We start from the raw sequence: 22,313 nt of genomic DNA, 5'->3' as shown, positions 1-22,313 counted from the left end.
GCTACTTTCATTAAAAACCAGTGAAAATAGCCTTGAAATGTACCCGAGTGGTCCACTCTAAGTGAAACTTGTTTTGCTATCAGTATCCACTATTTTAATTACAGATCTACAGAGAACTCTGTATACCAATTGTTGGTTTCCCAGACTTTGATCTTTTCGAAATTAATATCTAGGTCTGAGCTATTGGCGGCAACTCTTTGATGAATGGCACCATGCCAAGCTTTAGCGAGGTTTTCGGAGCTTGGTTTAAAGGGTGTTATACACAATTTCCCAATTTTGGAGCTCGCTTGAATAAATTGTGCCTTTTTTTGTTGTTGATGGATTATGCCCATGTATTCTATGGAGTTAATAATTTCCTTTAAAAAGGGGTCTTGATAATCAATAATCGTAGCATGATCGCAGAGATCCTGAATCTCAGCTTTAAATATTTTTTTCAGGAATGACATGTCGGTGGGAGGATCTTGGTATTTTGCTCTGCATGTACATTCCACTCGATACCTGTAACCAACAAAGCCTTCTTCCAGCTTATTATCCTCTATATAGGCGTAATTTACTTTCTTGGTGATATTGAGGTCAAGGCAGTAAGTGATATTGAAGTATTGAGGCATTGGAGTGATCCTGATTTACTCAGATTACTATTGCTTGCTGCTGAGTATAATAGATATTTTGAGATATCTTGGGAGGGTTGATCAATATGGGGGAGAAGAGCTGAGCAGAAAGCTCGATAAAAGAATTCCTAACAGCCTATTTTGAGATACAGGTCGCCGATAATAGTTTGGTATCCAATGAAAGATGTCCTCACTCTTAGCCTTAATTGGATTGTGGAAAGAATAAATTCAAAGGTGCCAAGGATAAGAAAATACATTAAAGAGATGTTTCAGGCTCTGTTCCCACTTTGTCCAGTCATTACTGCTGCGCCTATCATATGCGCTAAACGCAGGGCTTCAGGCACATTGCCGTTATCAGTAGCTTGCTCAAGTATCTGGGCGGCAATGTTCGGGACACAGCCCTGTACCTGAAAGTAAAAATTACGGTGAGAGTAAACCTTGCCTGCTTTAAGTAGAATCTCCCTGCGCAGTGAATAGTCAGGGAAGTTTTTCAGGGCTTTATTAATGGCTGACATATCCGGTGGTTTACGCATTACCGCGATACAGGGGCGCTTCAAGGATTCAGCCAGTTTGGGGAGATCTATGATATTAAAGCCTCCAACGGCGACGCCATCAATCAGTACCACATTAATCTGGGGGTAAAACTTGCTGCTTTGCAATATTTGCGTGATAACTTCAGTAGCATCCATGCCGTCTTTTTGTACCTCACCCCAGAGCATGCCTTCAAAGCGGGTATCGGTACATATTATCCCGCTGATGTTTACAGGTGAGCCCCGCTCTTTTTGGAAAGGGGCATCGTCAAAGCCAATAATGCGGAGTTTCTTCTTTAGGCGAACAAGTTCTGCGATGGGCTTCATCGTTTATTTTTTCAGCTGCTGGAAAAGGTAAGGAAAGAGTTTTAGCTTCTCCTCCTGAGTAAGAGACTCTACCCGTTGGATATTATTTTCCGGAATAGCTTCCGGATTTGGGTAAAGATCAATCATTTTGGCTAGGTTTTCTTCCCGCAGCAGGTGCAAAATCGGGTAGGGTGCCCGATTGGTGAGGTTCTCGGCATCCTCTGGGGCAGTACCTGCGAATTGATAGTCCGGGTGGAAGCTGGCCAGCTGATAGATACCTTCGTAATGGTTGCGCTTCAGTAGCCATTCGGCCTGATCGAGGAATTGATTGTAGTCAGCAAAATCCTTTAGGTAATTTGGAATAATCAGCAGGGTAGTCAGGAGTTCGTTTTCCGGCGTACTGTCGAGTCGTTGAAGCTCAGCAAGGAGGTCTGCCAGTAAAGCATCCTCGTTGTTTGCCTTACAGACCTTATAACGAATCTGGCCTGCGCGTAGTGGTTTGCGCGCAAAAGGGCAGAGGTTTAGGCCCACCACAACATCGGTGAGCCATTGTTCCACTGTCTGTGTAACTTGTTGCTCCATGTACCGGCTTACCACATCAGGTCGTCGGGGATCTGGAAGTCGGCGTAGGGGTCGTCTTCGTCCACCGAGGTCGAAGTTTCGGTAGGTTTGACAATGATTTCGGTATTGCGCTCGGCAATTTTGTCGGCGATCACTCTGGGTACCAGTTCAAACTGTTCACCCTGGGCGACAATCACCAACCGGCCGGCAATGAGATGATCCCGCAGGATTTCGCTGACATAGATAGTTTTGATTTTTTTATCAAAGGTAAAGTTATAGGCGGTTTCACCTGAGTAGGGCTGGCGGTTGTTGTTCACCAGCTGCTTGATTTGTGCTGCGATGGCCTTCTGTTGAGCCGCAGCGTCACGTTCGGCATTCAGGGCGCGATCCCGTGCAGCCTTATCCGCACGCGCTTGCTGCGCGGCTAACTTTGTTTCATCTACCTGTGGTTGTGAAGATTTCTTTGCAACTTTCTGTTGCTTGCGCTTTTCCTTACCGATCTGTTTGGCTTTTTTCTTGTCGACGAGTCCTGCTTGTAACAGCTGGTCTTGCAGTGAGGCCATAGTATGTTTCCTGCAATAGTAATTGGATTGTGCCGCCAGTAAGTTTGGTGGCTACTTGGTCAAAGTGTAATTGGGGACTTACCCCTTTCATAGATGTGGGGCATTTTACCTGAAGATAGCCGCGGTGCTGGCAGGGAATTTGATTTAAGGGGTCCAGGGTTTACCAGAGGTAGCGGTAGCAATGATCTCATCGGGCTCTTTACCATCGCTCAACATTTGTGCACCCCCTGGAATCATTAGTGCTGAGCCCGTGGCAATTGCCACGCGTTTGCCGCTGGGGGTATCGATATTACAAGAGGAAACCCGTAGCTGGCGGCCGCGGTGAAGAACTTGCGCCTCGAGGATCAGGTCCCCACTGTTGAGCTTGGCCGGTCTGGCAAAGCGGATATGCATATCTAAGGTGGCAAATATACTGCCCGCCGGTAAGGTGGAATATACGGCCGCCCCCATAGTGAAGTCCGCCGCCCAGGCCAGCAGCCCCCCGTAGATAGACAGGGTGCCGTTAGAGAACCAGGGGGATGAGGGCATGGTAGAAATACAGCGGCCGTTCTCGATTTCGATGGCGCGGTAACCGGTGAGCAACCATACGGGGTGAATGCGGCCCTCATTGATGGTAGTTCGCTGAAGCTCAATAGGTACCTGTTCCGGCAGATGCCCCATATCACAGAAATAGGGCTTAGGTGGCGGTCTGAGATAGGGGTCTGGGGGATCGGTTGGTCCCAGGTCTGGCAGAGGTAGCTCCTGATCGGGGTTGACTGGGAAGTCTGCAATTAGGCAGCGGGTACTTCCATAGGCGAGGGTTCTGCCATCTTGATCGTTGATCTGAATGCTGGAGAGCCCCACCTGGCTACCGGAATGCACAGTCGTGGCCCGGCCAACAATATTCTGAGTATTGCTGGTAATTGGCCGGATAAAACACATATTCAACTCAGAAGTGCTAAGTACTTTACCGGCCGGGAGAGTCGTCCAAATTGCAGAGGCGAGGGGCGCGTCGGCGAACATCGCGTAAATACCACCCCAGTAGACCCCGGTGCCGTCTGCCAGCCAGGGAGTGATGGGCATTGAGTAAGTGGCTTTGCCCAACCCTGCTTCCGTTGGCTGCATACCTGTGAGCCGCCAAAAGGGCGGTCCCGGCAAGCTTCCACGAATATATCGTTTGAAAGTCTGTAGACCGGGTTGTTGCAACGCTCGCAGGTCGCAGATGGCACCACGATGAACTTCGTCGGTGATATTGGTCATCCCCCGCCTCCAATTTCATCTATTGAAAGATTAATGTGCAAGGGCTGGGTAAACGAGGGAATGTGGGCTGGATATGGCAGCAGGCACTATTGACCTGCCGCTATCTGGGTGGGCAAGCCTTATTGTGGTGAAAAATCTGGTAAATCCACCGTAAGAGTGGTTTTTTCGATTGGGCGCCCCTCCATGAACGAGTTGATGGTGTCTTGTATCGCTGGGGATGCCATAAATAAATTGTGACCGGCATTTTCTACTGTTACCAGTGTGGCATTGCTAAGTCCTGCCATTGCCTCATGCTGGCTCTCTATGTAAGTTCTGCCATCAAGAGTGCCACTGAATAGCAAAATGGGAATATTGCTATGGGGGTTGCTGCGAAAAGCATCACCCAGGTCCAACTGCTCAGCCAAGCCATCGTAGTGATAGGAAAAGTTGAGATAGTCACTTAACAGGGCGGTTTTTGCTTGCTCCTTCACTTCAGACTTTCGCTGTGTGCTTATACCTGAGGCTATATCTATTGCCGTTGTCATGGCACTCAGGGAAATTGGAGAGCCTGGACTCAAGAATCCATCGGGGAAGTAGCGTCTGGGAACTCGATCGAAAGCCGGAACATGCCCCAAATCAAGAGCTCGATAGAAGCCTAACAAGTGGGCGACACTTTTGGGGTCGGCAATAAAAGCGGAGGCAATTTGTTGCATGTCTCTACGCTGAAGCAGGTAATCCAGAGTGTGGCCTTCCCGCTGAGGGATCTGGATTTTGACTGGGGCTCGCTCCAGCTTTGTGTGCACTCTATCGATAAGAACCTTGATGTCAGGGTAGGCCGCTTTGGCTGTGGGTTGCTGGTCCAGGGCGAGTTGCAGTCGATCTAAATAAGAACCCGTTCGCGCGGGTAATTTAACAGTCTGATCCAAGCCCTCAGCACTGGAAAGGATCACTCTGTCTATAGAGCCTTCTATCTCCCTTATTGCCGCTAGAGCAAGATGGCTGCCGTAAGAAGTGCCCCATAACACAATCTTCTCTACCCCCAGATGTTGTTGCAGGGCCTCCAGGTCGCGAGCGTTTTCCAGGGTGTTGTAACCGGCTAGATCGACCCCCTTTTGATGCCAGAATGCTAGGCATTCACGCAGAGCTTCGCGATGATATTCGATGTATTGGCTATCAGTTGTTTTTTTCAGGGCGGGAACAACCTGCCGAGATTCACAGTGAGGCAGATCGTTGGAGCGGCCGGTGCCACGCTGGTCCAGGGCGATCACATCGCCGTACTCCCTCAAAGCCATAAACATATCAAAACGATAGTTGACGGCCATGATGCCCGATCCACCAGGGCCACCGGCAAGATAAATAATCGGCGGGCCCGGCTTTTTTCCGGTTGCCGGAAAGCGTACATAGTGAAGTTTCAGCGAGCGGCTTTCTGGATTATTACGATTCTCTATTGCCTCAAAGAAGCCCTTATAGCCGTCTGCAGTCTGCTTATTCCAGGTCGTGAAAGTAAATGCCTCTTCATTAGCAGGAGATTTGGCATGGGTGGTTGTTGTACCAACAAGGAAACTTAAAAGTAGAAAGACCTTTAAAAAATGGAGATTGAAAGTAAAACTCATTGACTACAATCCTTCCCTAGAGTGAATTTTTTGTATTTTTATACTTGAAAAATCTTGATTGAGCCAGCTGATGGTAAAAGAGGTGGGTCTCTTACCTTTGCTGAGATGATTGAAACCCTTTCATATTCGTAAGCTTGGAGCTTTCAGTCTTGAATGTTATTGAGATTATGAATTGTCATTCAATTCAACATCTTACTTCAATCGATGGTCCTATGGCTTGATTTCATAACTCTTTACTCTCCTTAGGGTATGCATTTGTACCATCTTGTGATTTGTTTGGTTGGCGCTATCTATATGTGAGGACGGCTTTGCATAGAATGATTGGCAATTCTGAGTTGATGAGCATTGGGAATCTCTCGTTGGAACAAGGTGGGGGCGGCACAGTTTGCTTGAAAGGTCCTCGATTGGTAGATTAACTTCGATTAATTTTGCTGATACTCAGGTTGAGGATGAGAAGTGGGAAAATAGTTCTGGAGATTATTTGATTTTTTGCTCTCAGTTATAAAAAGGCGTTTCATTTTGCTCAAATAGTCCTTTCAAGCATTTATCAAAAAATTTTGTGAGGTTATTCTGTTAACTCTCCTTAACGTGGTTGTTTTTAATCTTCTTTCGTTGTGACCAAGTAGTTTTTATGTTTTGCTTGGCCTGATTTTTAGGGGGGGTTGTTACAGATAAATAACAAGAATAAATTTCTGGATTTCGTGGATTTTGCATTGGTTGTTTGTCTAATCTTTTCTGTGTCTGGGGAGCACTAAATATCATTTGAATCACATGTGTGTTTCACTATGGATAATTTTTATCAAAAAGATATTTCAGCTTGGGTGGATAAGTATCGCCCAGGATTAAAACGATACTTTTCTTCTCGAGTAGCTTCAGCTGATGTTGATGACTTAGTGCAAGAGGTTTTTGCTCAATTACACTGGCACCTTAATCAGTCCGATATAGAGATAGAAAATCCAAGAAACTATATCTATACGGTAGCTAAAAATCTGTTGGTTAGTCACAGTCGGTACCACAAGTCTCGATGTCGAGCCTTCCATGAGTCACTTTCCCTTGATTATGAAATTCCCGATGTTATTACACCGGAGCGTACAGTAATAGGTATGCAGGATTGTCGGTGCGTCTTAAAAGCAATTCTGGGGCTGCCACCACGTGCAGGGGCGGCATTTAAATTTCACCGTTTTGAGGGGTTGACTTATCAGGATATTGCCGAACGCATGGGGATCTCCAAGGAATCTGTAAAGGAACTTATCCAGCGCGCATTAATTCGGGTTAGGCGGGCAGTGGAGGAGGTTTCATAACCTGTTTTTCTTGGATATTTAATCAGGCTATCATCCAATTAAAGATTGGTTAAGTACAAGTATTTTAAATTGCAGGTTAAGTCTATCTGTGCAAATTTTAGAATCTAGTACTTGAATTTACGCCTATTCACCTAAGCATATTGATGTTTGCCTCTCAAATAGAAAACTTCTCTACTTTTATTGTCTCCTTCATCTTCAGATGGTTTTTGCAGATTTAAAGATTTTCTAAAAAGCTATATTTATCCCCAATTGTAATTCCGCTTGCACTTACTTGAACTACACTCGAAAAGACCTTTTGGAGGCTAGTCTTTTTTATTTATGAAAGGTGAGAGCTTCCTGCTTGAAATAAGTTGCCCTTTTTAGTGAGTGTAACGCTGAGAAGACGGAGTTTGTAACTTTTGGTCACCGCTATTGTTTGGTTGTGTTAATTGTTGTTTTATTTAATCTCCTTGATTTCTGGGGGCGAATATTTAGTAAATGTGGATCTGAAAAATCTGGGGTTAGATCCCCCCGACTGTGCTGTAAATGCGTCTTAAACCTAGTTAGGCCTGAGATAAGGTGGTGTTTGGCTGACAGAAAAACAGAGAAAATATAATAGAGAGAATCAGAATGATGATGAGCCTGCGTAAGCAAAAAAATTTGATTGCACAAGCGATTCGTGCCACCAATCCGCTCAATCAAACAACGCCCTGGTACAGCGCTGCAATAGCCTGTCTGGTGATGTCTACCGTTTCCACTGCGGCCCTAGCCCAGGAGGAACAGGATACGGAAAGAAGTAGCCGCTCCAAACAGCCGATCGAGGAAGTGACGGTAACGGCCCAGAAAATTGAGGAGAGTATCCAAGATGTTCCTATTGCAGTTTCGGCACTCTCTGGGGATAGCATGGATGCCTTGAAGATCGAACGTGGTGAGGAACTACTACGGGCGATACCGAATGTAAACTTCTCCAAATCAAATTTTAGTACCTATAACTTTTCCATTCGCGGTGTTGGCACCAAGGCAGTTTCTGCCGCCACAGATCCTGCAGTGGCAGTGAGTTTTAATAATGCTCCATTGATTCGTAACAGGTTGTTTGAGCAGGAGTTTTTTGATGTTGAGCGGGTGGAAGTGCTACGCGGACCACAAGGCACATTGTATGGTCGTAATGCCACAGCTGGTGTGGTTAATATGTTGCCGGTTATGCCAGAGGATGAGTTTTCCTCTGAAATTAAAGCGGAGATAGGTAGTTATAATTCGAAGCGTACTAGCGGTATGTTTAATTTACCCATTGGGGAGACCATGGGGTTACGCCTCTCCGGTGCTATGACCAAGCGCGATGGATTTGATACTAATACCTATACAGACAATGACGTCAATGATCGTGATCTTTATTCCACTCGGGCAATTTTTGAGTGGGAGCCTTCAGAAACATTTAGCGCCAATCTAATTTGGCAGCATTTTGAGGAGGATGATAAGCGTTCACGTACAGGGAAGCAGCTCTGTACGACAGATCCAGGCGTTTCAATGATTGGAGATGTTGAAGTACCAGAAAATTTCACAGGTTTTTTTAGTCAAGGTTGTTTACCCGGCTCAATCTATAGTGATGAAGCATATGGTACAACCAATGCTAAGGGGCTTGCATTTGTTGTTGCTCCACAAGCACTTCTTCAAGGCTATTATCCGGTAATGAAGGAATTTCTTCCAAATCCTTATGCCAATGCTGAGCAGTCCAGGGATTTGCGTGAAATTGCTACCAGTTTTGATCCTGTGTTTCGCGCTGAGAATGACTTGGTACAGTTAAATTTTGCATGGGAAATGAGTGATACTCTTACATTTTATTCCCAGTCGACTTATGCCAAGGACGACTATTACTCTTCCCAAGATTACAACCGGTATGTGTCAGACTCGATTTTTAGTGATTCTACTGAATATGGATTGGATCCTGGCCCTACGCCTAATGGGATCTACACCGATCCACAGTTAGGTCCTTCGGATGGCGTCTTGGCAGTGGATATCAGCCGATCTGATAACAAACAGTGGAGTCAAGAATTCAGATTGCAAACATCCTTTGATGGCCCTTGGAATTTTGTTGTGGGAGCTAATTATCTAGATTTTAAAACTCAGGATGATTATTTTGTATTTAATAATATGTTCTCCCTGATTGCCGAGCATGTATACAATGGCGTTGATGATCCTGAGGCTGGTTTGGGTACAGAGAATTGCACGGACCCTCAGAACATTGAGGGTTTTCAAGATTGTATGTATGTGGATTACAACTCATTAGAGAATATTGATGAGGAAGGTCATAATTATTTCCTCAGTCGAAATCTAGTGGAAACACGATCCTGGGCTATTTTTGGTGAAACCTACTGGCAAATTAATAATGATGTAAAGCTTACCACTGGTCTACGCTACACGAATGATCGCAAGCGTTCCACACCGGTACCCAGTCAGTTATTACTGGGAACAGAAACTGATAATGATACCGGTGAGATCGTTCCTGGCCCTGCCTCTGGGGGGCTGGTTTATAAAGGGTATCCGGAGGGTGATGCCGTTACTCAAAGCTGGAAGGAGTACACTGGGCGCGCTGTACTAGACTGGCGTACAGATACGCCCTTTACCGATGAAACTATGCTTTATCTCTCCTTTGCCCACGGTTACAAAGGGGGCGGCACCAATCCCCCTCGCGCAGATATTGATCCCAACGTTGTGCAATACCAACCTTTAGATGAAACTTTTAAACCTGAATTTGTTAATGCAATTGAAATTGGAACAAAGAATGTTTTACTTGATGGCAGCTTAACTCTCAACGCTAATGCTTTTTACTATGACTATAGCGACTATCAAGTTTCCCAAATTGTTGACCGTATTTCGTTAAACGAAAACTTTGATGCAGAGAGTATGGGGATTGAGCTGGAACTAGCATGGCAGCTTACAGACAACACTCGGCTAGATATGAATATGGGTTACCTAAAGACCCGTATTGCAGATGGTGAAGAGTCTATTGATGTAATGAACCGTACTCAAGGACATGAGGATTGGTTAGTTGTTCGTCCAAGTCTTCAAGTTCCTTCTAACTGTGTTGCGCCGAAAGATGTAGTGGAGGCGACATTTGCAATACCATACCCATTAATGCTTTGGGCTTTATGTGATACTACGGGTAGATGGGGTTCTTTCACACCGGAAATAGAGTCTAGCCAGTATTTCCATGAGTGGCTAAATATCGACCCCTATAACCCGCTCACTGATGCACCGAATGGAGCGAGAGGCTTTGCCGCCGATTTAAGTGGCAATGAACTGCCAAATGCCCCACGGTTCACAGTAAATTTGGGAGTGGAGCATACAATTCCTATCGAAGATTGGGACCTAACTTTGCGAACTGACTATTATCGTCAATCAGAGAGTTACGCAAGGGTTTACAATACAGAGTATGACCGTTTAAAGGCCTGGAGTAACCTCAATGCTTCAGTCAGTTTGAGTCATCCTAACTCAGAATTGTATATGCAGCTCTATGTGAAGAATATATTTGATGATGCACCGATCACAGACATGTTTACTAATAGTGATGATTCAGGTCTCACCACAAATGTATTTACTTTAGAGCCTCGTATTGTTGGGTTCAGTATAAGTAAAGGGTTTTAAACTCTGCGATTATGGTTGATTGACAGATTTAAATGTTAATTGCCTCTTTAAGAGCACCTTGATCTGTTGGATAGGTTCTTCTGACAGATTGAGGTGCGTTTTTAAATGTAAACTTGCTATTTGATAATTTGCCAGTTTTTTGAATATTTCTTTATGAATTTTTAGCCGATTGCTAAAGCTTAGGTTCTTTGGCTGGTGATGGGTGAGTTGAGGGTAGTTAGGTTAGGTGGGTGTTTTGCTATAAGTCAATTAATTGTATAAGGGGCACCATCATGATTGCTGATAGTACCCCGTGCGTCTAAATTATAGGGGGCTATCTAGGGTACAGTGAATGATGATTGTGGATTGGTAGATACAACGCCATTTATAACACAGGGAGATCCTGATCCAGTACTAGGTATTTGGGCATCATTAAAGGTAATTTTGCCTGTTGACTGGTCGAAACTTCCATTCAAATCTCCCGCGCAATTACCTGATACAGCTGCTACGTTTACATTTTTTAGGGTTACAGTATTGTTTGCATGTCCTACAAGGGCATATGGTAGCCCGCTAAAAGAAATAGTGCCGCAAATGTTAAGGAAACCTCCCGAGAGGGCCAGGCTTCCAACTGAGGCATCTGCTCCTGTAGAGTCGACACTTCCAGAAAGTTTACATTGAAGCAGGATACCTTTCTCTACTTCGAGGTTACCATCACTCGCTAGGGCGATTGCACCTGGGGGAGACCAGGTTTCTGCATTCGCGAGCCCGGCTATCCCAAAAGAGGCTAAACAGATAGAAGCAGCGGTAAGGATCTTTTTCATAATAATGATGTTCCTAATATTTCTGTTAATTATTAATGCAGGCACATTACTTGATGCTTGGTCAATTTATATGCGCTACCTTTTGAAGCGTTCATCATCGCTGGAAAGTGATGAAACTTAGTTGACCTCAATAATAGGAGCCGACCCAGTTCCAACCCCTTCCATTTATAAAGACGAGTTGGGACGACTGTTGGGGGGATGTCTAGCCCAAATAGACGCAGATTTATTTGTGGGGCGTATTTCCTATCCTCAAACTCAATCTATTAATAGGTTGGTTTTATTTATGAATCGTGTGGTGGTAGGTTGGCGTACATAAGAAGAAGGTATTATATTGTTGATAGTGACATTCGCAGATTTTTATTATTTTTGTTCTGGGGGTCTTTATTAAGATTTCTGATGTGTTTTGAGTTGTGCAAAGATACAGGAATTTAGGACTTGTTCTCTCATTAAATTCAACGAGGTAAAAGTGCTTATATAACTTTTGGTTTGTCAGTTTTCTTAACTTTATTTCAATTCTTATTTCATGTTTGTATATAAAATAGTTCCTGGTGGGGTGTTATGACTGCTAATAACAACACACTATCGGTGGCTGGGTTCCTGGTTATGGGAAGGTTTTGTTGATTGTATTTTTTCCATTGGGTCGATTTAATCTGTCGATGTATTCCCAGTCCTGAGCAGTTAAGAAAATATCGACTATTTATAGCCTTTCGTTAGTATGATTTTCACTTGAGTTGGGAATTAAAGGAAATATATTTGAAAATATCTAAATAGTTAGAAACCCGATGAAAAGCGTGAGGCTTCCAGTAAATGTCTTGTTGTGGATTGAATTAGCATCAACGGACAGCGTGTAATTTTGCATAGGTCTTTTTGTAGTGCTTTAAATATCTAAATTAACTCGGGCAGGCTTTTGTGGGGCATACTGAGCGTGTATTTGGCATTAAAGGATAAAAGCTATCACGTTACTGGCTAATTTGAGGAAGTCCTTGGCGAAGGGATAACCTGTACCAGTTTGTACTTCACAAGCCGTTTTTACTATGGCTGGGGACGGTTTTGTTTGGTTTTTGCTCTCCCTGCCCTGGACTCATATTGTTATACTCCGCGCCCTTGAAAGCCCCCCTATCTTATGACGGAGAATTTGATGTCTGATTCACAGTGCGACATTGGCTTTATTGGCGCTGGTGTGATGGGTAAGAACCTGATCTTGAACTTGGCTGATAATGGCTATCGGGTCTGTGCCTTCGATTTGGATCACAACCGGCTCAATGCACTGCTAGAACAGGATAAAAAGGAACGTGGTGATCGGCCTGCGCGCGTGGAAACCTGTAACTCATACACTGAGTTGTTGGCTAAGGTCAAAGCGCCGCACTTGATCATTCTTTCTGTACCTGCAGGGGCGCCAGTAGATGATGTTTGTTGCAAACTGTTGGATGCTGGCCTCAAGGCTGATGATATTGTTGTGGACACGGGTAACAGCCTTTGGACTGACTCCGTAGAGCGTGCTAAGCGCTATGAAGGTAAGCTGATCTTCTTTACAACGGCAGTATCAGGTGGTGAGGTTGGTGCGCGATTTGGGCCGTCGCTGATGCCCAGTGGCGATCGCTACGCCTGGAGCCGTATCGAGCCCGTTTGGCACGCGATTTCGGCCAAAGTGGATAAGGCCAGTGGCCAGCCTATAGAGCGCTTTGAGCCGGGTAACCCGGTGAAAGAGGGTGAGCCCTGCGCGGCTTATATCGGCCCTATTGGTTCTGGGCACTATGTAAAAATGGTGCACAACGGCATCGAGTACGCGGATATGCAAATGATCTGCGAGGCTTACCATGTGATGCGCAGTGCCTTGGCGATGTCACCGGCGGAGATTGCCGAAGTGTTCCGTGAGTGGAATCGAGGTCCGTTAAACAGCTACCTGATTAATATCAGTGCTGAAGTGCTTTCCACCCTAGACTCTGTTACCGAACAACCGCTGGTGGATGTGATTTTGGATCGTGCGGGTCAGAAGGGGACCGGCCTTTGGACGGCTATCAGCAGTCTTGAAGTAGGCTGTCCTGCGCCGAGTATTGCCGAGGCGGTTTACGCCCGCTCCCTATCTACTCGCAAAATTTTGCGCACCCGCGCCGCGCAGAAACTCAAGGGCCCAGTTCTCACCCAGGTAGCGGCAGAGCAGCGTGAGGAGGTGATCCAACAGCTGCACGATGCCCTTTACTGCGCCAAGATCTGTGTTTACGCCCAAGGTTTTGACCTGATGAAACTGGCTGCGCGGGAGCAGGGCTGGCAGCTGAACTTCTCGGAAATTGCGAGAATCTGGCGTGCCGGCTGTATAATCCGTGCGGTATTCCTGCAATCGATTAGTGACGCCTACGATCGAGACTCCAAACTCTCTAATTTGTTATTAGATGACTTCTTTACCCAGCAGATCGCCGATCACCAGGCTAACTGGCGCCAGGCAGTGGCGAGTGCAACTCTCAATGGCATTCCGGTACCGGCGCTGTCTTCAGCTCTGAGCTATTACGACGCTTTCCGTTCAGAGTCCCTACCAGCCAACTTGCTGCAAGGGCAGCGGGACTTCTTTGGTGCGCACACCTTTTCACGGGTAGATCAGCCCGAGCAGCGCAAATACCATGTGTTGTGGGGTGAGCCGGGCCGACCAGTTGTGGAGATCTGAGCTTCAGAAAGCGACACTTTGACCTTGGGCGGGGCTTTCGTCCCGCTCAAGGTCAGGTTATTGTTCACTGCTCCATTCATTTCTTTTGCAGTAAAACAGGGCTATCAGAAGACCACTTCTTCTACTTCTCGCGCCAGCTCTTCAGCTTCAGAGCGGGAGGCTTTAGCGACCATCTCCTCTACGCTGGCAGATTCGGTATTAACGCCACCAAAGGCATTGAGTAGATCCTTGATTAGGGCTGAAATTTCCAGTGCCATTACTGCGAAATCTGCATCGAAGCGCAGCGCCGCACTTTCGGCATCGGTGTTATCTGCCTTTTCCAGCAGCTCATCGCTGAACTTTACCCGTTTCACGGAGAGTTGGTCGTCCACCAGGAAATCGACCCCGCCGCGCCAAACCAACCCTAATTTATGTACCTGCAGGCCAGCAACCAAGTGGTTGTGAATTTCCTCGGCGCATAGGTCTTGGTTTTTGCAGCGGATCACACTGCCGCTGTCCTTTGGGTCGCGCAGTTCGCATTCGTGTCCGAAATCAAATTGAGCGGGGGCCTCGGGAGCGGTGAGCCAGTGGGTCATTGTTTGTTGTGGCAGGTTTTTGGCTGATAGAGGGACTACCGCGAGGCTGCTAATGGCTTCGCGTAGATTTTCCAATAACTCTTCAGCGGCGGAGGCAGAGGAAGCATCAACCACTACCCAGCCTTCCTGCGGGGCGATATAGGCGAAGTGCAAGCGGGACCGTGCAAAAGCCTTGGGCCGCATTTCCAGCAGTACCTCATCTTTGAGGTTTTGACGTTCCTTGCGGCCCACCTGTCGGGCCTCTTTTTCTGAAATGGCCTGGGCCATTTCTTCTACTTTCTCATTGATAACGGTTGCTGGTAGAACTTTTTCTTGCTTCTTGGCGCAGACCATCAGGTAGCCATTGGTGGCATGTACCAATTGATTGCCGTGTCTGCCCAGGGGAGAGACCCAACCGTAGCGGACACTGTCCTGGCTACCGCAAGGCACAAATGCCTGGGCTTCCAGTAGCTCGTTTAGTTTTTCGGCATCCAGAGAGAATTCTTTGGTTAAGCGGTAAATACGAAGGTTCTTAAACCACATACATCAGGCCATTTGGTGTTCAGTTGCGTGTGCGGACGTTAATTATGCGGAAACTGGGGCGCGGCAGCTAGTGAGCTGTTTCCAAATGACGAATTGGTTGTTTTTTGTCCGAAAATTTGGCTGGGCAGGATAGAATGTTCAGCATCAATGCCTGCAGAGATTGTAGGTTATTGTTCTTTCAGCAGGATGGTCGTAACGGGGCCGTTTTCTCTGTGAAAGCCTTTGTGGCTGAGCTGCAATAGTTTGAGTGCAGTCGCAGACACCTGGTTCTGTTAAAGGGTAGGGTCATCGGAGAACTCCCCTAACCGCTTAAAAGTAGGGGGCAGGGTTGCTGGCCAGATTTATCTGAGCCGGCCACACCACGCCAGTAGTCCAACCTTAATCCCATATTTCAGCAAGGCCCCAATTATTATTCTCTGTTTGCTAATGTGTTTTTAAGCCGCTGGGGGCTTATCGATATTAACCTTGAAGAGGAAGAAGTAAGCGGATTGACTTATCTTTAGCAAAGGATTACTTCGATATTTCCCGGATGGCTACTTGAATTGTTCGCGGAGTCGGAAGCTGATTTAGAGGGGCAGTGTGGCGGTAATGAAGAATGCTATTTCCGTAAAACTGCTTGAAATATAAAAACAATTACATCATGGCATTCCCCACAGTCAGTCCGTGACATTTGTGGGGCTATATAATTACTGAATGCTCAGGAAGCGATTTTTAATGAAATACCTGTGCAGGCTTCCAATGCGGTCCAAATTACTCCCACGACGGCATTCCAGATTTTTTCTATGGTTACAGCGAGAAGGCCGCGGAGGGTTCTGGCAAAATTCAATGCCATATCCTCGATAGAATCAAGAAAGTAATCTCTCAAGTCCTCACCGATTTCGTTTTCCGCGATGGCTTTGGCAATCAATTTTGCCTGAAGGGCTAGAGCGGATAACTGGCGCTCTGAGAAGCCACGGATTTCTGTGATGTCATGCTCAATAACGGTAGAGGCTGCATCTTTAATATCTGAGATCAATTGGGTTACGTCCAGTGACATGGCAAAGTCCTCAGCGGTTTAAGAAGGATTCGTAAGTTAAAGCCTGGTCCATAGAGATTACAACTTCATTCTTGAAAAGCGCCACAATGGTAGAGCGAAGCCCCTTGTCTTCGTCTTCTTTGCGCATTCGATTAAGACTGCTAGAGATTTTTTTTAGTGAATTGACACTGGGTGGCTGCTCATTGAAAAGGATATCTGCTCCTGTAGAACTCAAATAGTTGTTGATTTTCTTGAGTATATCTTTATTGGGCATTGGCCGGGTGTTGGATTGCATCGCCAAGGCGTCAATCTTGCCAATTAATGCATGGTAGTTTTGGTCTCTTTTAGCATAGGATTCTTTATTTGTACCATGAGAAACTGAGGAAAAGAACTGCATGAGTTCTGCATTCACCTCTGTGAGGTCTGAATAGAGTTCCGCATCATATCTTGGAGCTAGCTGGGAGCAACTGCTGATGGCTAGAGCCAGAACTATGTATAACAGAGCGGATGCTACCTTGGGTGGGGTGGACAACATCTGTACTCTCCTTGCTGTTGACGTTTATGGGTATTCTGACTGTTGCTTCAAGTAAGCGATAGTTGGGGCTGCTATCACTCAACTTTCATTAAGCTGGTTCTAAGGCATCTTCATTTGTACAAATTTTAGCGGAGTCCTGTCGTTCAAAATATGACAATAGAAATCTGACTGCTTCCTGATTGTCGAAATAGCGGGAATGTACTTTAGCCGCGATTTTATCTGGAAAAGTGCCATAAGAACCGATTACCCTCTCATAGCAATTATGAGCTTCAGGTACGGCTGAGCCGCTGGCAAACCAGTCGGAGTGGGATTTGATATCAATCCATTCAATCAGGTCATCACGCTGGGATAACTCTAGAACTTCGTTTTGTAGCCATGGGGCCTGTTTACCCAGAACTTCGATTAATGAGCCCATGGTTAGAATTCGCACTGGCGTGCCAAAGGAGGGAAGGTCTGCAAAGAGGTCCACAGTAACTACGCTACCAAAGCTATGCCCAACTATTGTAACTGATTCATAGTTTTCTAAGGCTAGGCTGCTTTGCAGTTGCTCGCGCACACGTCTGATAATCTCAAAGCGCACAGCGGGTTTACCTCTGGCCGCGGGCTCATTGGTTAGATAGCGCTTACAAAAATCTGAGATATCAACCAGTAGTGATACGGGCATCAGAGCGACAATCGCTGTTGCTACTGCCCAAATACGCCAGCCACCAATATATTCAACAGATCTTTTCAATTCCTCTACCAGAGGGAAGAATGGATTATCAGCGGCAGGTTCAATAGCTTCAACAAATAGTATAATGGTACCCAGGTACCAAACTATAAAGGCTAGTGCTGACAGGGTTAGCCCAAAGGTGAGGTATTTGCGCCGCAGTACTCCTTTCCAAATATGTAAATTAGCGAGCCAGAACCAGATAAGTGAAAAGCCCCTGGCGAGGCGAGTTTTTAATGTCTGTTGGGTAATACTGGGTACCAGGTCGTTCCAATAAGCTTCAACCAGGTCCAGTTCCATCTCCTGCCCTGCGGAGGTAGCTCGTAAACGCTGAACGCCCGGGGGAATAGTGGGCGCCGCTATGGGGGTGAGTGGTATACGTTCACTCGCGGCAATAAGCCCCTCTGTAAACTCAGACAATTGTGCAGTACTGGTGACACGGGTAAGTCCTGGTACCAGCATTATCAAGTTTCTTTTCATGGTACTTCCAAATGATAGCGCTGAGCCTTGGGCTGCTTCATTCTTTGAGTTAGTGCCCGTAGTTCAGTGGCCTGAAGGGCCCAATATGTTTTGAGTGTTTATTATGTTAAGAAACAAACTTCCTTTTATTCTTTGGCGCACCAGTTTTGGACTGGTTATGCACACTCCGATGCTGAAAATTTGACCTGTAATTAGCTCGGGTTAGATCAAGAGGTATAAAAGTATGGGACTTGGTACATATAGAGTGAGTCTTGCCCAATTTATATGTGATAGAGAAAGAGAAGTAAACAGTAAGTTTTGCAATAGTATGGCTTCTATACTAACGAATGAATGAGGCGCAGATAGTGAGTTCGGAGAGATTTAAATTGAACCCCTGCCACCGTAGTTGAGTGCTAGCAGTGGCAAGTTTGGTAGAAGAAGCAGTTTAATCAACCACTTCTGTTTGCAGCTGGACAAGTATAAACTCATTGCCATACAGGTCTTCAAAATGGGCAAACTCAGCGTTGGAGTCTGAGGCTCTTGGCTTAGTAAATTTTACTCCATTATTTATTAGGCGTTTATATTCATTATCAAAATCCTCTGTATAAATAACTGCACAGGGTTGACCCGCCGTCTGCCTGCCAACCTGATCCAATTGACTATTGGAGGAGGCTTGTAAGAGCCAAATACCCATGTCTTTCTGTTCGGGTAGGCGAAGGTGAACGAATCTTAATGGCGGAGCCTCTGAATCAATAAAAACTTCGAAACCAAGTTTGTCACGGTAAAAAGTAATAGCTTCTTCGTAGTCACGAACAAGAATAACCAATCTTCCTATAGTGTTCATAAAATCCCGTCTTTGCTGATTGAATGTTGATAGAAGGGCTTGATATTAACTGGCTTTATTGTACTGAATACTACTGCCTTCAGAATTTGATTAAATCATAACGTAGAATTATATGACAGAAATGCTCCTGTCGTGCCTAAACACAAGGGATTCTAATTAGATGTATCAAACAGTTGTTGTTCACGTTATCAGATAGTGAGAATCAGGATCGCTTTAAGGCTTGTGGGCGATCTTCATAATGTATTTTTAAGCGTCTTTTTTTTGGGGTCAGAGTTAAGTGGAAATATTCAGTTAAATCGCTTTCGTCTCTTTCCACATGTTGTCGTTTATTGCTGGCAGCTAAAGCTAGACTTGGCCATTAAAGATGACTTGATCGTTATTGAAATAGGGTTGATTAGTGGTTGATCGGTGTGGCTTTAAAAATTTAAAAGGAAATTAATGGCATGTATATCAGGGAAAAGATGATGGACAATAAATTTGTTCGCGGTTTACTTGGTACAGCTCTGATCTTGTTTGTTGGGTTGAGCCAAAGCAATGCTAGTGCCTGCACTAGAATTTTTTATGAGGCTGGTGATGGTTCCTATATTACAGGGAGAAGTATGGACTGGAGTGATACCACAGCTGCAATGGACTTTTGGTTGTTCCCAAAAGGGATACAGAGAAATGGAGGTGTCGGTCAACAGTCGATAACTTGGACTTCGAAGTACGGTTCGGTAGTAATAAGTATTTATGAGGCGGCAACTTCTGATGGCCTTAATGAGGCGGGCTTGGCTGGGAATCTACTTTATCTGGCTGAGGCTGAATATGGGAACCCTCAAAAGCGTGGAAAACCGACCATTTCAGTTGGAGCCTGGCTTCAATATATACTGGACAATTATGCAACTGTTGATGAAGTGGTTACTGCGATGGAGGCAGATCCATTTACTGTGATAGGAGCTGATTTGCCCGATGGTAAGCCCGCTACTGCGCATATTTCGATCTCCGATCCCAATGGGGATTCTGCGATATTCGAGTATATCAATGGAGCACTACAGGTTCATCATGGCAAGCAATACAAGGTCATGACCAATTCTCCGATATATAGCCAACAGCTGGCGATTAATACTTATTGGAGCCAGATAGGTGGTGAGAATTTTCTGCCAGGTACCATAACTGCAGCAGATCGTTTTGTCCGTGCTAGCTTTGCCCTTGAGTCATCACCAAATTTTAAAGATCATCGAAAGGCAATAGCCTCAGTCTTCTCACAGGTACGCGCTGTGAGTGTGCCCCTTGGGATGAGTGATCCTGAGAAACCTAATATTGCTTCGACCTTGTGGCGTTCAGTGATAGATCAAAAGAGAATGCGATATTACTTTGACTCAGTGATAAATCCTTCGGTAGTGTGGTTGGATTTTAGTAATTTAGATTTTAAAAACGGGGCAAAGGTTTTATCCATGAAGCTGGATACCCCGAGTGATATTGGTGGTGAAATATCTTCGCAGCTTAAGCCGGCAACTCCCTTTAAATTTCTTGCACCAAAAAGTTAACCAGAGTTAAAAAGTCACATTTAACTAGATTGTTAATGAAGTTGATCTCAGTCTCTTTATAAATAGGAGTCGATATGAAAGATACAATGACTATACGTAATATGCAGCGCCCTGAAGTCGATGTCTTGGTAAATTGGGCAGCTCAAGAGGGCTGGAATCCAGGATTGCATGATGCTGAAACTTTTTGGCAAACGGACTCTAAAGCATTTATCGCTGCACTGGTTCAGGAAAAAATGATAGGCGGTGGTGCTATTACCTCTTATGAGGGAATATATGGCTTTATGGGCTTCTTTATTGTGAAGCCAGAGTACCGAGGATTGGGGCTTGGTCGTAAACTTTGGTATTTTCGCCGTCAACGAATGCTTGAAAGGTTAAGCCCAGGAGCTTCAGTGGGGCTGGATGCTGCATTCCAGATGCAGGATTTCTATGGGGAAGGGGGCTTTAAATTCTCTCATCGCAACTTGCGTTTTAGTATGGGCGTGCCTTTAAAAGTGGCTTCAAATGGTAGTGGAAATTTTGAAATATTACCTCTTGCAGAGATTCCTTTCGATCAGCTTCTTCAATATGACATGACCTGCTTCCCTGCAGGAAGGGAAAAATTTTTGCGTACTTGGCTGAATCAAGAAGGGGCTCAGGCTTTGGGGGTATTGCAATCGGGAACGTTGAAAGGTTATGGGGTAATTCGCCGCTGTGGTGAAGGTTGTAAAGTGGGCCCTTTATTTGCCAATAACGGTCAGTTGGCTGAAGCGCTATTGATTGAATTGACAAAGTTTTCTTCAGGAGGGGCTGTATTTTTGGACGTGCCGGAAAATAATCAAGAAGCCATGGCTTTAGTTAAAAAATATAATATGAAAGAGGTATTTGGTTGTGCACGTATGTACCTAGGCTCTAAGCCCAATATTGCTCATGAGCGTATTTTTGGTGTAACAACCTTTGAGCTGGGTTGATGATTGAGCGTGACTTAGAAGGCTATGCAGGGCAGCCTCCGGATCCAAAATGGCCGAATGGGGCCAGAATAGCCGTTCAATTTGTACTGAATATAGAGGAGGGCGCTGAATCTTGTGTTTTAAACGGGGATGATCAATCGGAAGCTTACTTACATGAACTCTTCGGTAGGGAGCCGCGTTTAGGGGAAAGAGACCTCAGTGTTGAGAGTATGTATGAGTATGGTAGCCGGGCTGGCGTGTGGCGTATCCTCAATATCTTCAACTGGAACAAACTCCCACTAACGGCCTTCGCCTGTGGGTTGGCACTGGAATTGAACCCAAGTGTGGCACAGGCATTGGTAGCCGCAGGTCATGAAATAGCAGGGCATGGATATCGCTGGTTAGATTATCGCCATATTGATGAAGCTGTTGAGCGAGAGCATATACGAACAACCCATAAATGCATTGAAAGACTAACTGGAGAGAGAGAAGTTGGTTGGTATATTGGTCGCACTAGTGTTAATACCCGCAAACTTCTAGGGGAAGTTTCCCAGGTCCTCTATAGTTCTGACTCCTACAGCGATGACTTGCCATACTGGAGTTACACCCCAAAGCCTAGGCTAATCATTCCCTATAGCCTTGTGAATAATGATGTTCGATATCTTTTCCCAAATGGCTGCGCTTCGGCAGAAGATTTTTTTCAAATTTTAAAAGATGCTTTTGATCTTCTCTGGCTAGAAGGGGAGAGTCAGGCGAAAATGTTAACGGTTGGCTTACATGGCCGAATCAGTGGCCATCCCGCTCGTGCAATGGCTTTACTCCAATTTATTGACTATATCCAAAATCATGAAAAAGTTTGGATTTGTAGAAGGTCAGATATTGCCAAACATTGGATTTCTCAGCACCCTTCAGCGGGGGGGAGTAGTTAACCTTATTAAGCTCTTTGTGTTGTCGAGGTCAATAGGGTTTTTCAACTGTCATAGGAAATGTTGTTAATTTATAAGAGGCTGGCAGCAATTGATACTTCATAGATCTGCCAGCGGCTTTTATTCTCTGTTTTTACTTAAATACCGTTGTTAATACTGACTGCTGGAGACTGAAATATTTCCGTTCTTCCTCTGCTCAATCATGGTAAATGGAAGCACTATTGTGTCAGTTGCGGTGGAAAAGAGGCTGTCTACGAGGTACACGCCGAGAAGTAAGTCGACATTTATTGATTCACTGTCTGAATGCATTTTACATATATTGTAGGAAAGACCGCTGTAGACTCTCGGGATGGATTCACAGTTGGATTTTTGCCGTTTTAAATTTGCAGAAATTTCACGGTCCGTGCTGGAGAGGGTGGTGAAAGTCCCACAGCCCGTTAACATAAGAGAGCAAATTGCTAGACTGATAGTTTTCATTAATATCGTTCCCTGTGAA

19 protein-coding genes are annotated in these 22,313 nt (G+C 45.3%); 6 read left to right on the top strand and 13 right to left on the bottom strand.

Features of this window, described 5'->3' with window-relative positions:
• Positions 1-98: 98 nt before the first annotated feature.
• From MJO52_RS14460 to MJO52_RS14435, 6 genes are all read right to left on the bottom strand, one after another.
• Entirely contained in the window at positions 99-608 is a 510-nt protein-coding gene (locus tag MJO52_RS14460; protein WP_252082494.1) for a 6-carboxytetrahydropterin synthase, read from the bottom strand.
• A 269-nt stretch (positions 609-877) separates the two neighbouring features.
• Positions 878-1,465, bottom strand: coding sequence for a DUF99 family protein (locus tag MJO52_RS14455; protein WP_252082493.1), 588 nt, complete (start codon positions 1,463-1,465; stop codon positions 878-880).
• 3 nt (positions 1,466-1,468) lie between these two features.
• Positions 1,469-2,026: a DUF1415 domain-containing protein gene (locus tag MJO52_RS14450; protein WP_252082491.1), complete on the bottom strand. Its 558-nt coding sequence runs from the start codon at positions 2,024-2,026 to the stop codon at positions 1,469-1,471.
• 8 nt (positions 2,027-2,034) lie between these two features.
• Entirely contained in the window at positions 2,035-2,568 is a 534-nt protein-coding gene (locus tag MJO52_RS14445) for a DUF2058 domain-containing protein (protein WP_252082489.1), read from the bottom strand.
• Positions 2,569-2,712: 144 nt separating this feature from the next.
• Complete coding sequence (locus tag MJO52_RS14440; RefSeq protein ID WP_252082487.1) at positions 2,713-3,807, bottom strand: PaaI family thioesterase; 1,095 nt, start codon at positions 3,805-3,807, stop codon at positions 2,713-2,715.
• 119 nt (positions 3,808-3,926) lie between these two features.
• Complete coding sequence (locus MJO52_RS14435; protein WP_252082486.1) at positions 3,927-5,399, bottom strand: alpha/beta hydrolase; 1,473 nt, start codon at positions 5,397-5,399, stop codon at positions 3,927-3,929.
• Between the two features lie 785 nt (positions 5,400-6,184).
• On the opposite strand from MJO52_RS14435, the gene MJO52_RS14430 reads away from it, so the two are divergent.
• Entirely contained in the window at positions 6,185-6,700 is a 516-nt protein-coding gene (locus tag MJO52_RS14430; RefSeq protein WP_252082484.1) for an RNA polymerase sigma factor, read from the top strand.
• A 609-nt stretch (positions 6,701-7,309) separates the two neighbouring features.
• Entirely contained in the window at positions 7,310-10,321 is a 3,012-nt protein-coding gene (locus MJO52_RS14425; protein WP_252082482.1) for a TonB-dependent receptor, read from the top strand.
• Positions 10,322-10,638: 317 nt separating this feature from the next.
• On the opposite strand, the gene MJO52_RS14420 is transcribed toward MJO52_RS14425, so the two are convergent.
• Entirely contained in the window at positions 10,639-11,121 is a 483-nt protein-coding gene (locus MJO52_RS14420) for a hypothetical protein (protein ID WP_252082480.1), read from the bottom strand.
• Positions 11,122-12,259: 1,138 nt separating this feature from the next.
• Between MJO52_RS14420 and gndA the strand changes: the two genes are divergently transcribed.
• The gene (gene gndA, locus MJO52_RS14415) at positions 12,260-13,780 is read left to right on the top strand and encodes an NADP-dependent phosphogluconate dehydrogenase (RefSeq protein ID WP_252082477.1); all 1,521 of its coding nucleotides are present in this window, start codon (positions 12,260-12,262) and stop codon (positions 13,778-13,780) included.
• 104 nt (positions 13,781-13,884) lie between these two features.
• On the opposite strand, the gene rdgC is transcribed toward gndA, so the two are convergent.
• From rdgC to MJO52_RS14390, 5 genes are all read right to left on the bottom strand, one after another.
• On the bottom strand, positions 13,885-14,877 hold the full coding sequence (gene rdgC, locus MJO52_RS14410) for a recombination-associated protein RdgC (protein WP_252082475.1): 993 nt from the start codon (positions 14,875-14,877) through the stop codon (positions 13,885-13,887).
• A gap of 697 nt (positions 14,878-15,574) precedes the next feature.
• Positions 15,575-15,913: a hypothetical protein gene (locus tag MJO52_RS14405; RefSeq protein ID WP_252082473.1), complete on the bottom strand. Its 339-nt coding sequence runs from the start codon at positions 15,911-15,913 to the stop codon at positions 15,575-15,577.
• A gap of 10 nt (positions 15,914-15,923) precedes the next feature.
• Positions 15,924-16,427: a hypothetical protein gene (locus MJO52_RS14400; RefSeq protein ID WP_252082471.1), complete on the bottom strand. Its 504-nt coding sequence runs from the start codon at positions 16,425-16,427 to the stop codon at positions 15,924-15,926.
• Between the two features lie 88 nt (positions 16,428-16,515).
• On the bottom strand, positions 16,516-17,616 hold the full coding sequence (locus MJO52_RS14395) for a lipase family protein (RefSeq protein WP_252082469.1): 1,101 nt from the start codon (positions 17,614-17,616) through the stop codon (positions 16,516-16,518).
• Positions 17,617-18,040: 424 nt separating this feature from the next.
• A complete protein-coding gene (locus MJO52_RS14390) occupies positions 18,041-18,439 on the bottom strand; it encodes a VOC family protein (protein ID WP_252082467.1) in 399 nt (132 codons plus the stop codon).
• A gap of 464 nt (positions 18,440-18,903) precedes the next feature.
• Here MJO52_RS14390 and MJO52_RS14385 point away from each other — a divergent pair, with 464 nt between their 5' ends.
• The 3 genes from MJO52_RS14385 to MJO52_RS14375 all read left to right on the top strand — a co-directional run bounded on the left by MJO52_RS14385 (position 18,904) and on the right by MJO52_RS14375 (position 21,820).
• Positions 18,904-19,965: a linear amide C-N hydrolase gene (locus tag MJO52_RS14385; protein ID WP_252082465.1), complete on the top strand. Its 1,062-nt coding sequence runs from the start codon at positions 18,904-18,906 to the stop codon at positions 19,963-19,965.
• Positions 19,966-20,039: 74 nt separating this feature from the next.
• Positions 20,040-20,912: a GNAT family N-acetyltransferase gene (locus tag MJO52_RS14380; protein WP_252082463.1), complete on the top strand. Its 873-nt coding sequence runs from the start codon at positions 20,040-20,042 to the stop codon at positions 20,910-20,912.
• Entirely contained in the window at positions 20,912-21,820 is a 909-nt protein-coding gene (locus MJO52_RS14375) for a polysaccharide deacetylase family protein (protein ID WP_252082462.1), read from the top strand. Before MJO52_RS14380 ends, MJO52_RS14375 begins: the two co-directional genes overlap by 1 nt.
• A 147-nt stretch (positions 21,821-21,967) precedes the next feature.
• Here the strand turns inward: MJO52_RS14375 and MJO52_RS21520 are convergent, their stop codons facing one another.
• Positions 21,968-22,261: a YceK/YidQ family lipoprotein gene (locus MJO52_RS21520; RefSeq protein WP_353505491.1), complete on the bottom strand. Its 294-nt coding sequence runs from the start codon at positions 22,259-22,261 to the stop codon at positions 21,968-21,970.
• Positions 22,262-22,313 lie beyond the last annotated feature (52 nt).

It is taken from the genome of Microbulbifer variabilis, assembly GCF_023716485.1.
Lineage (GTDB): Bacteria > Pseudomonadota > Gammaproteobacteria > Pseudomonadales > Cellvibrionaceae > Microbulbifer > Microbulbifer variabilis_B.
This window is presented reverse-complemented; position numbering and strand designations above follow the sequence as displayed.

Excerpts from the sequence above, each read along its gene's own strand:
- MJO52_RS14440 (WP_252082487.1), bottom strand. The coding sequence starts at position 3,807 with ATGACCAATATCACCGACGAAGTTCATCGTGGTGCCATCTGCGACCTG.
- MJO52_RS14405 (WP_252082473.1), bottom strand. The coding sequence starts at position 15,913 with ATGTCACTGGACGTAACCCAATTGATCTCAGATATTAAAGATGCAGCC.
- MJO52_RS14455 (WP_252082493.1), bottom strand. The coding sequence starts at position 1,465 with ATGAAGCCCATCGCAGAACTTGTTCGCCTAAAGAAGAAACTCCGCATT.
- rdgC (WP_252082475.1), bottom strand. The coding sequence starts at position 14,877 with ATGTGGTTTAAGAACCTTCGTATTTACCGCTTAACCAAAGAATTCTCT.
- MJO52_RS14395 (WP_252082469.1), bottom strand. The coding sequence starts at position 17,616 with ATGAAAAGAAACTTGATAATGCTGGTACCAGGACTTACCCGTGTCACC.
- MJO52_RS14400 (WP_252082471.1), bottom strand. The coding sequence starts at position 16,427 with ATGTTGTCCACCCCACCCAAGGTAGCATCCGCTCTGTTATACATAGTT.
- MJO52_RS14450 (WP_252082491.1), bottom strand. The coding sequence starts at position 2,026 with ATGGAGCAACAAGTTACACAGACAGTGGAACAATGGCTCACCGATGTT.
- gndA (WP_252082477.1), top strand. The coding sequence starts at position 12,260 with ATGTCTGATTCACAGTGCGACATTGGCTTTATTGGCGCTGGTGTGATG.
- MJO52_RS14375 (WP_252082462.1), top strand. The coding sequence starts at position 20,912 with ATGATTGAGCGTGACTTAGAAGGCTATGCAGGGCAGCCTCCGGATCCA.
- MJO52_RS14435 (WP_252082486.1), bottom strand. The coding sequence starts at position 5,399 with ATGAGTTTTACTTTCAATCTCCATTTTTTAAAGGTCTTTCTACTTTTA.
- MJO52_RS14385 (WP_252082465.1), top strand. The coding sequence starts at position 18,904 with ATGGACAATAAATTTGTTCGCGGTTTACTTGGTACAGCTCTGATCTTG.
- MJO52_RS14390 (WP_252082467.1), bottom strand. The coding sequence starts at position 18,439 with ATGAACACTATAGGAAGATTGGTTATTCTTGTTCGTGACTACGAAGAA.
- MJO52_RS14420 (WP_252082480.1), bottom strand. The coding sequence starts at position 11,121 with ATGAAAAAGATCCTTACCGCTGCTTCTATCTGTTTAGCCTCTTTTGGG.
- MJO52_RS14425 (WP_252082482.1), top strand. The coding sequence starts at position 7,310 with ATGATGATGAGCCTGCGTAAGCAAAAAAATTTGATTGCACAAGCGATT.
- MJO52_RS14380 (WP_252082463.1), top strand. The coding sequence starts at position 20,040 with ATGAAAGATACAATGACTATACGTAATATGCAGCGCCCTGAAGTCGAT.
- MJO52_RS14460 (WP_252082494.1), bottom strand. The coding sequence starts at position 608 with ATGCCTCAATACTTCAATATCACTTACTGCCTTGACCTCAATATCACC.
- MJO52_RS14430 (WP_252082484.1), top strand. The coding sequence starts at position 6,185 with ATGGATAATTTTTATCAAAAAGATATTTCAGCTTGGGTGGATAAGTAT.
- MJO52_RS14445 (WP_252082489.1), bottom strand. The coding sequence starts at position 2,568 with ATGGCCTCACTGCAAGACCAGCTGTTACAAGCAGGACTCGTCGACAAG.
- MJO52_RS21520 (WP_353505491.1), bottom strand. The coding sequence starts at position 22,261 with ATGTTAACGGGCTGTGGGACTTTCACCACCCTCTCCAGCACGGACCGT.